The sequence below is a fragment of the Halorubrum sp. SD612 genome, from assembly GCF_002135005.1.
Genome location: NZ_NEWI01000017.1, coordinates 1 through 13644 on the forward strand (window position 1 = coordinate 1; position 13644 = coordinate 13644).

Here is a 13644-nt window from a genome sequence, read left to right on the forward strand (position 1 = left end):
CCCCGAGTACAACGGCGACTTCCGGTCGATGCCCGCCTACCTCGACGTCCGCGAGGAGGACGTCCGCGAGGAGACGGCGACGGGCGACGGGTGGGACGCCGCCGGCATCAAGTGGGTCAACGTCCACACCGACAACCCCGCCGACCACGGCCTCCCGACCGTGATGGGGACGATGATCTACTCCGACCCCGAGACGGCGTTCCCGCTGGCGGTCTTAGACGGGACGACGCTGACGATGAAACGCACCGGCGCGGCCGCGGCCGTCGCGACCGACCACCTCGCGGTCCCGGACGCGAGCTCGCTCGGGATCGTCGGCGCCGGCGTCCAGTCGTACACGCAGCTGGAGGCGATCGCCGCGGTGCGCGACATCGACGAGGTTGTCGTGAGCGACCTCGACGAGGAGCGCGTCGCCGACTTCGTCGACGCCTTCGAGGGCCGGTTCGACGTGCGCGCCGGCTCGATTTCGGAGGCCGGCCACTGCGACGTGCTCTCGACGGTGACCCCCGTCGAGGACCCGATCGTCGGCCCCGACGACGTGGGCGATCACACCCACATCAACGCGATGGGCGCGGACGCCGAGGGCAAACACGAGCTCGCGGACGACCTCCTCGTAGGCGCCACCGTCGTCATCGACGACCACGAGCAGTGCACGCACTCCGGCGAGATCAACGTCCCCTACGCCGCGGGGACGCTCGCGGACGACGACATCTACGGCGAGATCGGCGGGATCGTCGTCGGCCGCCGCGCGGGCCGCCCCGGCACGCCCGGCACGCCGGCCGACGCCGACGGCGTGAACGGCGTCAGCGTCTTCGACTCGACGGGGCTCGCGATCCAGGACGTGGCGGCCGCCCGCGTCGTCTACGAGCGGGCCGACGAACTGGACAACGGCTACCCGTTCGACCTGCTCGGCCTCGACGGCTGAGCGACGGACCGTTTTTGCCTCCCGACCGCGTACGTCGCCCGTGAAACTCGTCAGCGTCGCGGCGCTCGCGGAGAACCGGGTGATCGGGAGAGACGGAGAGGTGCCGTGGCCGCACATCGAGGCGGACGTCAGGCAGTACCGCGAGCGCGTCGCGGGATCGCCGGTGATCTTAGGCCGCCGCACGTTCGACTCGATGCGCGACGACCTCCCGGGGAGCCGACAGATCGTCGTGAGCCGGAGCGTCGACGCCGTCGACGTGCCGACCGCGACGGTCGCGAACGGCGACGAGGCGGCGATCGAACTGGCCCGCGAGGCCGTCGCCGAGGTCGGCGTCGACACGGCGTACGTCCTCGGCGGCGGCGGGATCTACGACCTGTTCCAGCCGCACCTCGACGGGATGGTCCTCAGCCACGTCGACGGCACCTACGAGGGCGACACGGTGTATCCCGAGTGGGACGAGGCCGAGTGGGAGGTCGCCGCGGAGGCGGCGTACGACCGGTTCACGCTCCGCGAGTGGGTCAGGCGCGCCGCCGCGACCTGACCGCTTTCCCCGGTCGCGGCGGCGACCGCGCCGGCCGGTTCGAAGGAAATGTTCGCGAAGATATGTTTACTGACCGACGTTCAGTCCCCGAATGAGCGACCAAATTAAGTTGTTCCCCTCCGAAATCGGAGACATTCGTGACAGCCCTGTGGTGGCTCGTCGGCCTGTTCGCCCTCTCGGGAGCGGCCTGTTTCGCGGCCGCGCTCCACGGGTCTCGCCTGCGGAACGGCGACGGCCGGCGCGGGCTCCGCTGGCTCCTGATCCTCGTCGGCGTCTGGGGGTTCCTCCAGGCCGGCGTGCTGCTCGCCGGCGAGGAGTCGACGGCGGTGGCGCTGTACGTCCTCGCGCTGACGGTCGGCTTCGCCACGCCGTTCGCGTGGCTGTACTTCGCCTCGGCGTACGCCGGCCGCGACTACCACCGGCGGCCGAGCTACCGGCGGGCCGGGGTCGCGCTCTACGTCGCCGTCGTCGGGCTGAAGCTCACGAACCCGCTCCACGGCCGGTACTTCGACGCGTCCCTCCGGGCGGAGCCGGCCCGTCGGCTCGTCGTCGAGGAGGGGGCGCTGTACTGGGCGTCGCTGGCGGCGGCGTACCTCCTGTCCGCGGCCGGCTTCTACCTCCTGTACCGGCTGTTCAGGCGGTCGGAAGGCTCCTCGTGGACGCTGGCCGGGCTGTTCGCGGCGACGGGGCTCGCGGTCGTTCCGAACGCGGTCGCCAGCGCGGCGCCCGGCGTCCTGCCGCAGCTGAGCTACGAGCCGCTCGGCGTCGCCGTCTTCGCGGTCGGCGTCGTCTACCTGGTCGAGGACACCTTCCTCGCGGTCGAGCAGACGACGACGCGCGCGTTCGTCGAGCGCACCGCCGGTGCCGTCATCGTCCTCGACACCGACGGGCGGCTCCGCGACCACAACGAGCGGGCCGCCGAGCTGTTCCCCGCGATCCCCGACGGAGAGGAGCGAATCGAGGCGTTCGCCCCGGACGTCGCCGAGGAGTATCGGACGGAGCGACCCGCGCTCGTCGACGTCGACGACGGAGAGCGCACGCGGACCTACTGCGTCACGAGCGAGCCGCTCGCGGTCGGCGAGGCGGCGTTCGGGTGGGCGCTGCTGGTCCAAGACGTGACCGCCATCGAGCGGCAGCGCGAACAGCTCGAACGGCACGAGGAGCAGCTGGGCGACATGGCCGGCGCGATCGCCCACGAGCTGCGGAACTCCGTCGCGGTCGCCGACGGGCACCTCGCGGAGGCGGAAGGCCGGCTCGACGAGGGCGACGCGGCGGCCGCCGCCGAGTCGGTAGACGTGGCGCGGAGCCGCGTCGCCCGGATCGGCGGGGTCGTCGAGGACCTCCACACCCTCACGCGGTACGCCCGCGACTTCGGCGAGTCGGCGTTCGTCGACTTCGAGTCCGCCGTGGGCGGCGCGGCGGCGGCGACCGACGCCGACGTCGAGGTCGCCGTCGAGGGCGACGGGCGGATACTCGCGGCGCCGACCCGGCTCAAACAGCTGTTCAAGAACGCGTTCGAGTTCGCGGAGTTCAACGAGGCGACCGCCGTGACCGTGACGCTGACCGACGACGGGTTCGCGGTCACGGACGACGGTCGATTCACCGGGGGGACGGCGGGCCGCTCCTCTTCGAGTACGAGAGCGCCGAGCCGAGCGCCGAGGCGGGCATGGCGCTGCCGAACGTCCGCGCGCTCGGTCGCGTGGAAGGATGGAGCCTCGAACCCGACCTCGACTACGAGGAGGGAGTTAAGTACGTGCTGCGCGGCGCGACGATCGAGCGGGACGCGAGCGCCTGACGCCTCGCCCCGCGGGCCCCGTCAGTCCCCGTCGGCCGGCTCCGCGAAGCCGAACCGCGGCTTGACGTCGGTGACCTCGACCGCGAGCGTCTCGCCGACGTCGGCGTCGACGAACAGCGTGTACCCCTCGACGTAGGCGATGCCGTCGCCCTCGTCGCCCTCCTCTTCGACCGTCACCTCGACCCGGTCGCCCTCGGCGACGGGCGAGGTCGTGTACCCCTTCGCGACGAGGTACACCTCCGAGGAGGCGTCCCGCGAGGCGGGCGGCGAGACGGTCCGGACGTACTGGAACGACTCGCTCACGTCGTCGCGGAAGGCATCGAGGTCCTCACCCTGGAACACCTTCACGACGAAGTCGCCGCCGGCCGCGAGCAGTTCGTCGGCGGTGTCGAGCGCCTGCCGCGCGAGGTGGACCGAGCGGGCGTGGTCGAGGGAGTACTCGCCGGTCATGTTCGGCGCCATGTCGCTGACGACGACGTCCGCGCCGACCTCCCCGACCGCCTCGCGCAGGTAGTGCCGGGTGCGCTCCTCGGTCATGTCACCGCGGATCGTCTCGACGTCGCCCTCGTCGAGGTCCTCGATGCGCTGGAGGTCGACGCCGACGACGGTGCCGCCCTCCCCGACCTCCTCGGCGGCGACCTGGAGCCACCCGCCGGGCGCGGCCCCGAGGTCGACCACGGTGTCGCCGGGGGCGAGGAGGTCCGCCTCCTCGTCGAGCTGTTTCAACTTGTAGGCGGACCGGGCGCGGTACCCCTGCTGTTTGGATCGGTTGTAGTAGTCGTCTTTCCCGCTCATGGCGTCATCACCGCAGGCGGACGCGGGGCCACCGAGATCGGGGTGGAGGTAGCGCTCATACCCGTAACGACGGGGGCGACCGGGAAATGAACGTCGGATGCGGGCGACGGCGGCACAGTGCGACTCGACCGAGATCCGCCGCGGCGTCTCCCCCGGAATTTCGCCGTGATGAGCGGAGACACATCGGTTGCGGGCGTCAATTGTTTTTTCAGCATCCGGTCTTTACGATGGCTGTTCAGATGACCACCGCAGGCGAGTCGACCGGCTCCATGGCCCGGCCGCGGGCGGACCTGCGCGCCGAGTTCGCCGACTGCGACCTCGACCGCCACCTCGCGCTGTTTTACGAGTCGACGGCGACGCAGCTCGACACCGTGGCCGCGTTCCTCTCGTACGGGCTCGAGACCGGGCATCGGTGCGTGTACCTCGTCGACGCGAACCCCCGATCGCGGATCGAGAACGCGCTGCGCGCGGAGGGCGTGGACGTGGCGGCGAAGCTCGACGCCGGGGACCTCGCGATCCGCGACGCGTCGGAGGTGTATCTCGACGAGGGCTTCGAACGCGACGGAACCGTCGCCGAGCTGCGGTCGGAGGCGGAGCGGAGCGCCGCCGAGGGGTACGAGGGGTTGTGGGTCGCCGGCGAGAACACGTGGGCGTTCGGCGGCGAGACATCGTTCGACGAGGTCGTCGACTTCGAGGTCGCGTTCGACGCCGCGTGTCCCGACTTCGCGGTGACTGCGCTGTGCCAGTAGGACCTCCGTCGGTTCGACGAGGCGGCGGCCGCGAAGGCGCTTCGAACCCACCAGCAGATCATTTACGACCGCACGCTGTGTGAGAACCCGTTCCACGTCTCCCCCGAGGAGTACTGCTCCGAGGAAGGGGGGGCCGACGCCCGGATCATGCTGAAGCAGGCTCGCGGGATCGCGGAGAGCAACCGAGAGCTTCGTCGGCGCGAGCAGCGGCTCAGTGTGCTCAGCAGAGTGTTACGCCACAACATCCGGAACGACCTCAACGTCGTTCGTGGGGCACTCGAAGACTTGACGGGAAGCGAGTCGCTGACCGCCGCGGAGGCCGACCTCGTCGCCGCCGCCGCGAGACACGCGGACGCCGTCGTCGAAACGGCCGAGAAGGCCCGGTACATCCAGCAGACCATCGGGAGTTCGGAGGTCGAGCCAACCCCTCTCGGGCCGGTGATCGAGCGGGCGGTCGAAGAGGTGCGGTCGGAGCACCCGAACGCACGGATCCGGACCCCCGACTCCTCGGATCAGGTCGTCCTCGCGGACGTGAACCTCGACATCGCCCTCGAAGAGGCGATCCGGAACGGAATCGTCCATCAGGACGATCCGGCGCCGACGGTCTCCGTCGCGGTGTCGACCCCGGCGAGCGAGCGGGTTCGCGTCGAGGTTCGGAACCCCGGGTCGATACCCGACCACGAGCTCCGGTGTTTCCGCGAGAGGGGTGAGACGCCGCTGGCCCACGGGAGTGGGCTGGGGCTCTGGCTCGTTCGATGGATCGTCGGGTCGGCTCACGGGACGGTCGAGTTCGACAACGACGACGACCGAACGCGGGTCCGGTTCGACCTGTACCGGGTCGCCGACTGAACGCCGATCAGCCACCGTTGACCCGGGTCCGGCCGACTCGCCGCCCCTCGTCTGCGCCCGCGCCGTCGACCGCGAACCCCAACGCCGCGTAGAACTCGGCTAGGTCGGCGTCGAACCGGGCGGTGACGGTCTCGACCGCGGGGTCCGACTCGGCCCGATCGACCGCGGCCGCGACGAGCCGGGAGCCGATCCCCTCTCCTCGGCGCACCTGCCTGACCGCGACGGCGTCGACGTGGAGCCGGTCGGGATCGGGCCGCACGGCGACCAGCACGCCGACGACTCCGCCGGTGCGCGTCGAGCGCGCGACGATGACGTCTCCGGCCGCGATGCGGTCGTCGACGGTGGCGGCGTCGGTCTCCAGCATCGCGGCGTCGAGGATCCGGAGGACGTCGAGCCGGTCGGCCGCGGTCGTCGGCTTCACGGTCACGTCCTCCGGCGCGGTCGGAAGGTCTCGGTCTTCGGTCACGCGTCGCCCGTCGCGCCGCCCTTGATCAGCCGGAGCACTCGGACCTCCTCGACGTCGACGACGCGGTCGCCCGGGACCGGCGAGCCGTCGACGAGCGCCGACGCCTCCTGCGGGTGGTAGCCCGCGGCGCGGATCAGGTCGTCGTACGTCGCGTCGGCGGCGAGGCTGTACTCGTCGACCCCCTCGCCGACGATCTCGACGGTCACGTCCATGAGCGCGGTAGCGGGCGGGCGGGCGTCAATCGCACGGTTTCGGCGGGGCGCGTCGAACGCCTCAACCGGCGTCGGGGGCGCAGCCGTTCCACTTCCAGAGGAACCACCCGACTGCGGCGGCGATCGCGACCGTCGCCAGCGCGCCGGGGCGGGGGACCGCGCCGGTCCACGCGTTAACGACGATCAGGCCGCTCGCGGCCGCCGAGACGCTGAGGACCGCGGCCGCGTCGCGGGCGAGGTCCGCCTCGCGCTCCGGTGGGAGGTCGCCGTCGTAACCGGCGATCAGGTCCACGGCGCCGCGGCGATAGATCGCCCACGCGAGGAGGAGACAGAAGCCGGTGACGTGGCCGACGACGACGGTTTCGACGATTGCCATGGCGGAGGGAAATGCTGCGGCGTGGCGGGGGAGTTGATCCGGCGGGAGCGATTCGAGCGGTCCGGCCGGCTCAGCCGTCCAACTCTTCGCGGAGCAGCCCGTTCACCTGACCGGGGTCGGCGCTGCCGCCGGTCGCCTGCATCACCTGGCCGACGAGGAAGTTGATCGCGCCCTCGTCGCCGTCGTGGTAGTCGCTCACGGCGTCGGGGTTCTCGTCGATGGCGGCCGCGACGGCGGCCTCGACCTCGCCGCTCTCGGCCTTGCCGAGGTCCTCGCGGTCGATGACAGTCTCGGGGTCGTCGCCCTCGTCGAGCATCTCGCGGAGCACGACCTCCTCGGCGTTCTTCACCGTCAGCTCGTCGGCGGCGACGAGCCCGATCAGGCGGGTAAACTCGTCGAGCCGCCCCTCCACGTCCGTGATCGCCATCTCGCGGTAGTTGAGCTCGCCGAGCAGGTTGTCGGCGACCCACGTCGCGGCGAGGTCGGGGTCGAACTCGCTCGCCACGTCCTCGAAGAAGTCCGCGACCGCCTTCGTGGAGGTGAGCTTGGAGGCGGCCTCGCGGTCTAACCCGTACTCCTCACGGAAGCGCTCGCGGCGGGCGTCGGGGAGTTCCGGGATCGCGATCTGTTCCTTCCAGTCGGCCACCTCAAGCGCGGGCAGGTCGCCCTCGCGGAAGTAGCGGTAGTCCTTCTCGGCCTCCTTCGACCGCATGCCGACGGTGACGCCGCGGTCCTCGTCCCAGTGACGCGTCTCCTGTTCGATCTCGCGGCCGCGACGCAGGACGTTCTCCTGTCTGGTGACCTCGTACGCGAGCGCCTGCTCGGCGCCCTTGTGGCTGGAGATGTTCTTCACCTCGGCGCGGTTCACGTCGTCGAGCGCGTCGCCCGTGATCGCCCCGTCGTCGGCAACGTGCTCGGCGGGGACGAGCGAGACGTTAGCGTCGACGCGCAGGCTCCCGTCGCGGCCGGGGTCGAACACGCCGAGGTACTCCAGGACCTCCTCCAGCTTCGCGAGGAACGCGCGCGTCTCGCCCGGCGAGCGGAAGTCCGGCTCCGTGACGATCTCCATCAGCGGCGTGCCGGCGCGGTTGTAGTTCACCAGCGTGTGGGTCGCCGACTCGATGGAGCCGCCGGCGTGCTGGAGGCTGCCGGGGTCCTCTTCGAGGTGCGCGCGGGTGATCCCGATCGTCCGCGGGTCGCCGTCGACGCGGACCTCCAGCTCGCCGTCGGCGCAGATCGGCGCGTCGTACTGGGTGAGCTGGAAGTTCTTCGGGAGATCGGGGTAGTAGTAGTTCTTCCGGTGGAACGTGGTCGTCTCGGGGATGTCGGCGTCGATCGCCTTCCCGACCTTCACCGCGGCCTCGACGGCGGCCTCGTTGAGGACGGGGAGCGCGCCCGGTAGCCCGAGGCAGGTCGGACAGGTGCGCGTGTTCGGCGCCTCGTCGTCCTCGGGCTCCGTCGAACAGCCGCAGAAGATCTTCGTGTCGGTCTCGAGCTGGACGTGGACCTCCAACCCGATCACGACCGTCCGGTCCGTCGTCGCGGCCTGCGTACTCATTACCCGCCCGTTGTGAGCGGGTCGCCTAAATCGTGTCGGGACAACGGCCGCCGGGGCGAACGCCCGACGACGCTCTCAGATCCGAAAACCCGGTGGGAACGATTATCAGGAGGCCGCTCGTATCTTGCGCGATGAGTGAACCGACGACCTTCGCGGGCCTCGGCCGGGCCAGTGCGACGACGCGCCAGCGGCCGCCGCTCAGTCGCGCGAGACGAGCGGCCAACAGGGTGGATGGCCGCTGAGGGACCCGCCGGCCGCGGGCGACCGCCGCGGTGCCGTCCCGTAACGGATGTCTGCTGAGCCGACGCTCCACCTCGGCGAGCCGGTGGACGCGGCGTGGGGAGAGCTCCCCGCGGAGACGCGCGTCCGCCGAGCGAGCGAGGTCGCGAGCGACGCGGACCGGGACCCGGACCGGAGCGTCGATCCGGCGAGGGTCGTCGTCAGGCTGTTCGACGACGAGACCCGAGGTGACCGCGACGCGCCGGAACTGAACGGCGACGGGGCCGCGAGCCGGGGGCTCTCGGTCGAGCGCGACGCGGCCGCGCTCGACCGCCTCGAATCGGTCCGCGACCGCTACCCGGACGCGGCCGTGCTCGCCTACTCGGCGGGCGACGACGCGGACGCGGCCATCGACGCGAGCCGGCTCGGGATCGAGTACGTGTCCGGGCGACGGCTCGCGGCCGATGGCGAGACGCTCGCCGACCGCGTGGAGGCGATCGATGGCGGACGCGACGACCGCGACGGAGCGGGGACAGAGCCGGCACACGACGGGCCCGGACCGGAGTCACCGGACGCAGGCGGACCCGAACCGGAACCGACGACCGCGGGCGGGCGGGAGTTCCTCGAACCGTTCGTGCGGATCGTCTCGGACCGGTGCGCCGACCTCGACGAGCAGGTCGACGCCCTGCTCGACCTCGGGCGAGACTACCTCGACCTGTCGATCGGCTACTCGTCGCGGGTCGAGGGCGACCGGATCGAGATCCAGCGGTACCGGGACTCGACCGGGCTTGTGGAGTCGATCGCGGCGGACGAGCTCGACGACGACGGGACGCTCCCGCTGGAGCTGACCTACTGCCGGCGAACGGTTCGCGGCGGTGCCGGCGCGGGACCGGAAAGCGACGGGGCGCCCGGAAGCGGCGAGGAGAGCGGAGGCGACGGAGCGACCGAAGGCGGGTCGGAGACCGGAGGCGACGGCGCGGCCGAGGGCGACTCGGGCGTGGTCACGATCACCGACCCGGAGGCGGCGGGGCTGGCCGGCGATCCGGCGTACGAGCGGTCCGGCGTCGGCAGCTACGTCGGCGGTCGGGTCGTCGTCGACGGCGAGGTGTACGGGACGCTCTGTTTCCTCGACGTCGAGCCCCGCGACCGCCCGTTCGACGCGTCGGAGCGGCTGTTCGTCGAACTGCTCGCGGAGTGGCTCGGCGGCGCGATCGAGCGCGAGGTGGTCCGCGAGGAGCGGGCGGCGGCCGTCGACCGGTTCGAGGAGACGCTCGACCGGATCGAGGACGGGTTCTTCGCGCTCGACGACGAGTTCCGGTTCACCTACGTGAACGAGGTCGCCGCGACGCTGCTCGACCGCGACGCCGACGAGCTGATCGGCGCCGACATCTGGGCGGAGTTCCCGGCGGCGCTCGGGCGGAAGTACGAGCGGAACTACCGACGGGCGATGGAGACCCAGGAGGTCGTCTCCTTCGAGGACCGGTACGAGCCGCTCGACCTGTGGACCGACGTGACCGCCTACCCCTCGCCCAACGGGCTCTCCGTGTTCTTCGCCGACGTCTCCGAGCGGAAGCGCCGTGAGCAGACGCTCGAACGGCTGCTCGGGACCGTCGAACGCGTCCAGCGGGAGAGCGACGCGGACGGGGTCGCCGAGCGGCTGGTCGAGGCCGCGGACCAGATCCTCGGCTACCAGATAAGCGGCGTGCGGCTCTTCGACGAGGACGCGGACCTGCTCCGCCTCGCCGCCACGAGCGAGGGGATCGGCGACGCGTTCGCCGCCAGCCGGGACCCGCGACCGCCGAGCGAGGGGATCACCGGTGCGGTGTTCCGAGACGGCGAGACGTGGGTGTGCGACGACCTCGCGACCGACGAGCGGCTCGCGTCGATCGGCGGCGGCCCGTCGAACGGCGACCGGACCGAGTACCACGGGATGCGGTCGTTCGTCGCGGTTCCGCTCGGGGACCACGGCGTGTTCATCGTCGGGTCCAGAGAGCCGGACGCCTTCGGCGAGAGCGACGTCAGCGTGCTCGAACTGCTGGCGACGAACGGCGTCGCCGCGATGGACGCCAACGACCGGCGCCGGCGGCTCCGGACCTACGAGGACGCGCTGAAGAACGTCGACGACATGGTGTGCGTCCTCGACGGCGACGGCGCCGTCACCTACGCCACCGGGCCGTTCGCCGAGTGGCTCGGCGCCGGCAGCACCGGGGACATCGTCGGTCGGCGGCTCGACGCGCTCGTCGCCCCGGACGACGCGGAGCGCGTGGTAGACGCGGTCGGCGCGCTCACCGGCACACCGGCCGAGGTCGCGGGCGGTCGAGAGCCGACGAGGACGGTCGACCTGAGCGTCGAGCGCGACGGCGATCGCGGACCGCGGCACGGCCGACTCCGGCTGTCGTCGCTGTCCGACCGCGGGGGCGGCGTCGTCGGATCGCTGTCGGACACGACCGACCTCTTCCGGACGCGGACCGAGCTGTCGGCCGAGCGCGACCGCTTCCGGCGGCTGTTCGACCGCATTCCCGACCCGGTGATAGAGGTCGTCTTCGAGGACGACGAGACGGTGATCGACGGCGCCAACCCGGCGTTCGAGGCGCAGTTCGGCGTGGACGAGGCGGCGCTGCGCGGCCGGACGATCGAGGCGTTGGACATCCACGACTACCGGCTGGGAGACAGCGTCGAGGCGAGCGTCGTCGAGGCGGCGGACCTCGACGCGCTGGTCCGCGAACACGGCTTCGCCGCGGAGGAGATCAGACGACAGACCGTCGAGGGGCCGCGGGAGTTCCTCTTCCGCGGCTTCAGCTACGAGACCGAGGGCGACCGGCGCGCCTTCGGCATCTACACCGACATCACCGACCGGAAGCGCCGCGAACGCTACGTGCGGATCGTCAACCGGATCCTCAGGCACAACCTGCGGAACGAGCTGAACGTCGTGTTCGGCTTCGCCGGCGAAATCGCCGATCGGACCGACGACGACCGGATCCGCGACTACGCCCGGCGGATCGAGACCACGGGCAAGCGGCTGACCGACGTCGCCGAGGGGGCCGGGACCCTCCGGGGGATCGTCGAGGAGGGGTACGCGACCGACCCCGAGCCGGTCGACGTGGGACCGATCGTCGAGGCGGTCACCGCGCGACACGCGGCCGATCGGCCGGACACGCGGATCACCGCCGACGTGCCGGCGGGGATCGCGGTGCGCGGCGACGACCGCCTCTCGGTCGCGATCGATCACCTCGTCGAGAACGCGGTCGAACACGGCGGCGACGCGCCGCGCGTCGCGGTGAGCGCCGAGCGCGACCCGGACGGCGGGGTCGTGCGTGTGAGCGTCGCGGACGACAGGCCGGGAGTACCGACCGCGGTACGGGAGGTGATCACCGGCGCCCGCGAGGTGACCCAGCTACAGCACAACACCGGCGTGGGGCTGTGGATCGCCGCGTGGGTCGTGGAGGCGTACGGCGGCGAGATCCGGTTCGACGACGGCCTCGGCGGCGGGGGAACGACCGTGACGCTCGTCCTGCCGGCGGCGGAGTGAGCGGGGCGGGAAGGAGACGAACCCCCTCCGCGTTCCGACCAGTTTATTGTCGGCCGCGGCCCTTCTCGGCGTATGACCGACGACGACCGACGACGCGAGCTGATCGCGGCGCTCACCGCCGCCGACGCCGTCCGGTTCGGCGAGTTCGAGCTGTCCCACGGCGGGACGAGCGACTACTACGTCGACAAGTACCTCTTCGAGACCGACCCGGACGCGCTGACGCTCGTCGCCGAGGCGTTCGCCGACCGGCTGGCCGACGCCGACGCGAAGCTGGCGGGAGTCGCGCTGGGCGCGGTCCCGCTGGTGGCGGTGACGGCCGCCGAGCTCGGTCGTCCGTACGTCATCGCGCGCAAACAGGCGAAGGAGTACGGCACGGGCAACCGGATCGAGGGGCGCCTCGGCGACGGCGAGGAGGTCGTCGTGATCGAGGACATCGCCACCACGGGGCAGTCCGCTGTCGACGCGGTCGAGGCGCTGCGGGAGGCGGGCGCGACGGTGGACCGCGTGCTGGTCGTCGTCGACCGCGAGGAGGGCGCGGAAGCGCTGCTCGCCGAGCACGACATCGAGCTGGAGTCGCTGCTCACGGCGACCGAACTGCTGGCGGAACGGGACGAGAACGCGGAGTAGCGGCGATAGCGGCGGTCGTCGCGGGAGCTACGCCTCGGCCGCGTCCACCGTCGGCACCGCGACGCGGTCGAGCACGTCGGCGATCACGTCGCGCTCGTCGACGTCGTTGACGGCCGCGTCCGGCGTCAACACGAGCCGGTGGGCGAGCGTCGGCTGCGCGACCCGCTTCACGTCGTCGGGCGTGACGAACTCACGGCCGGCGATCACCGCCGCCGCGCGGGCGGTCTCGAAGAGGCGCTGTGTCCCCCGCGGGGAGACGCCGGCCTCGACGCGGCGGTCCTCCCGGGTCGCCCGCGCGAGCGCCGCCGCGTAGCGGAGCAGATCGTCCTCGACGCGGACGGACTCCGGCACCCCCCGCAGCGCCGCCACGGAGTCGGGATCGAGGACGCGCTCGACCGTCGGCGACTGCTCGACGCGGCCGGCGCGCCGCCGGAGGAGCTCTAACTCGCCGTCCTCGTCCGGGTAGCCGATCGAGGTCTTGATCGTGAAGCGGTCGAGCTGGGCCTCCGGTAGCGGGAACGCGCCCTCGCTCTCGACCGGGTTCTGCGTCGCGATCACGTAGAAGGGGCTCGGCAGGGCGTGCGTCTCGCCGTCGACGGTCACCTGCCCCTCCTCCATCGCTTCCAGGAGAGCGGCCTGCGTCTTCGGCGGGGCGCGGTTGATCTCGTCGGCGAGCACGACGTTCGCGAAGATCGGCCCCGGCGAGAAGCTGAAGGAGCCGTCGCGCTCGTCGAACACGTTTGTGCCAGTGACGTCGGCCGGCAGGAGGTCCGGGGTGAACTGAATCCGCGAGAACTCCAGACCGAGCGCGGTCGCGAACGAGCGCGCCGAGAGGGTCTTTCCGGTGCCCGGCACGTCCTCCAGGAGGACGTGGCCGCGGGCAAGGATGCCGAGGGTGACGCGGTCGAGGAACTCGCGGTCGGCGACGACCGCGCCGCCGACCTCGCTCACGACGCGGGCGCAGGCGTCGGCCGCTTCGGGGACGTCCATATCCACCGCACGGGAG

13 protein-coding genes are annotated in these 13644 nt (G+C 71.7%); 7 read left to right on the top strand and 6 right to left on the bottom strand.

The annotated features are described in order from the left end of the window. The 3 genes from B9G38_RS03375 to B9G38_RS03385 all read left to right on the top strand — a co-directional run. The coding region (locus B9G38_RS03375) for an ornithine cyclodeaminase family protein (protein WP_086219481.1) at positions 1 to 922 on the top strand (922 nt) is incomplete at its 5' end. A gap of 40 nt (positions 923 to 962) precedes the next feature. Next, positions 963 to 1463 (top strand): dihydrofolate reductase, encoded by a 501-nt coding sequence (locus B9G38_RS03380; RefSeq protein ID WP_086219482.1) that lies wholly within the window; start codon positions 963 to 965, stop codon positions 1461 to 1463. Between the two features lie 137 nt (positions 1464 to 1600). After that, positions 1601 to 3394 (top strand): histidine kinase N-terminal 7TM domain-containing protein, encoded by a 1794-nt coding sequence (locus tag B9G38_RS03385; RefSeq protein WP_086219483.1) that lies wholly within the window; start codon positions 1601 to 1603, stop codon positions 3392 to 3394. On the opposite strand, the gene B9G38_RS03390 is transcribed toward B9G38_RS03385, so the two are convergent. Beyond that, positions 3280 to 4053, bottom strand: a complete 774-nt coding sequence (locus B9G38_RS03390) for a 23S rRNA (uridine(2552)-2'-O)-methyltransferase (RefSeq protein WP_086219484.1) — start codon at positions 4051 to 4053, stop codon at positions 3280 to 3282. The genes B9G38_RS03385 and B9G38_RS03390 overlap by 115 nt on opposite strands. A 239-nt stretch (positions 4054 to 4292) precedes the next feature. Between B9G38_RS03390 and B9G38_RS03395 the strand changes: the two genes are divergently transcribed. Together B9G38_RS03395 and B9G38_RS03400 are read left to right on the top strand one after the other, a co-directional pair. Continuing rightward, a complete protein-coding gene (locus B9G38_RS03395) occupies positions 4293 to 4802 on the top strand; it encodes an MEDS domain-containing protein (RefSeq protein ID WP_158093818.1) in 510 nt (169 codons plus the stop codon). Positions 4803 to 4949: 147 nt separating this feature from the next. Then, entirely contained in the window at positions 4950 to 5651 is a 702-nt protein-coding gene (locus B9G38_RS03400; protein WP_143415354.1) for an ATP-binding protein, read from the top strand. A gap of 7 nt (positions 5652 to 5658) precedes the next feature. Here the strand turns inward: B9G38_RS03400 and B9G38_RS03405 are convergent, their stop codons facing one another. The 4 genes from B9G38_RS03405 to gatB form a co-directional block, all read right to left on the bottom strand. Further along, a complete protein-coding gene (locus B9G38_RS03405) occupies positions 5659 to 6117 on the bottom strand; it encodes a GNAT family N-acetyltransferase (protein ID WP_086219487.1) in 459 nt (152 codons plus the stop codon). Beyond that, positions 6114 to 6329, bottom strand: a complete 216-nt coding sequence (locus B9G38_RS03410; RefSeq protein ID WP_086219488.1) for a ubiquitin-like small modifier protein 2 — start codon at positions 6327 to 6329, stop codon at positions 6114 to 6116. The genes B9G38_RS03405 and B9G38_RS03410 overlap by 4 nt, the downstream gene beginning before the upstream one ends. A gap of 61 nt (positions 6330 to 6390) precedes the next feature. Further along, positions 6391 to 6705, bottom strand: a complete 315-nt coding sequence (locus B9G38_RS03415; protein WP_086219489.1) for a hypothetical protein — start codon at positions 6703 to 6705, stop codon at positions 6391 to 6393. Positions 6706 to 6775: 70 nt separating this feature from the next. Beyond that, on the bottom strand, positions 6776 to 8263 hold the full coding sequence (gene gatB / locus B9G38_RS03420; protein WP_086219490.1) for an Asp-tRNA(Asn)/Glu-tRNA(Gln) amidotransferase subunit GatB: 1488 nt from the start codon (positions 8261 to 8263) through the stop codon (positions 6776 to 6778). A 289-nt stretch (positions 8264 to 8552) separates the two neighbouring features. Here gatB and B9G38_RS03425 point away from each other — a divergent pair, with 289 nt between their 5' ends. Both B9G38_RS03425 and pyrE read left to right on the top strand, forming a co-directional pair. Continuing rightward, a complete protein-coding gene (locus B9G38_RS03425) occupies positions 8553 to 12011 on the top strand; it encodes a PAS domain-containing protein (RefSeq protein ID WP_086219491.1) in 3459 nt (1152 codons plus the stop codon). 72 nt (positions 12012 to 12083) lie between these two features. Continuing rightward, positions 12084 to 12638: an orotate phosphoribosyltransferase gene (gene pyrE, locus B9G38_RS03430; protein ID WP_049931385.1), complete on the top strand. Its 555-nt coding sequence runs from the start codon at positions 12084 to 12086 to the stop codon at positions 12636 to 12638. Positions 12639 to 12665: 27 nt separating this feature from the next. On the opposite strand, the gene B9G38_RS03435 is transcribed toward pyrE, so the two are convergent. Continuing rightward, positions 12666 to 13628 carry a MoxR family ATPase gene (locus tag B9G38_RS03435; protein WP_086219492.1) on the bottom strand — a complete coding sequence of 321 codons (963 nt, stop codon included), beginning with the start codon at positions 13626 to 13628 and terminating at the stop codon, positions 12666 to 12668. Positions 13629 to 13644: the final 16 nt, after the last annotated feature.

What these genes read in the sequence shown, in the direction of transcription:
- B9G38_RS03390 (WP_086219484.1), bottom strand. Translation starts at nt 4,053, where the DNA reads ATGAGCGGGAAAGACGACTACTACAACCGATCCAAACAGCAGGGGTAC.
- B9G38_RS03395 (WP_158093818.1), top strand. Translation starts at nt 4,293, where the DNA reads ATGACCACCGCAGGCGAGTCGACCGGCTCCATGGCCCGGCCGCGGGCG.
- B9G38_RS03400 (WP_143415354.1), top strand. Translation starts at nt 4,950, where the DNA reads ATGCTGAAGCAGGCTCGCGGGATCGCGGAGAGCAACCGAGAGCTTCGT.
- B9G38_RS03410 (WP_086219488.1), bottom strand. Translation starts at nt 6,329, where the DNA reads ATGGACGTGACCGTCGAGATCGTCGGCGAGGGGGTCGACGAGTACAGC.
- B9G38_RS03415 (WP_086219489.1), bottom strand. Translation starts at nt 6,705, where the DNA reads ATGGCAATCGTCGAAACCGTCGTCGTCGGCCACGTCACCGGCTTCTGT.
- gatB (WP_086219490.1), bottom strand. Translation starts at nt 8,263, where the DNA reads ATGAGTACGCAGGCCGCGACGACGGACCGGACGGTCGTGATCGGGTTG.
- B9G38_RS03425 (WP_086219491.1), top strand. Translation starts at nt 8,553, where the DNA reads ATGTCTGCTGAGCCGACGCTCCACCTCGGCGAGCCGGTGGACGCGGCG.
- pyrE (WP_049931385.1), top strand. Translation starts at nt 12,084, where the DNA reads ATGACCGACGACGACCGACGACGCGAGCTGATCGCGGCGCTCACCGCC.
- B9G38_RS03435 (WP_086219492.1), bottom strand. Translation starts at nt 13,628, where the DNA reads ATGGACGTCCCCGAAGCGGCCGACGCCTGCGCCCGCGTCGTGAGCGAG.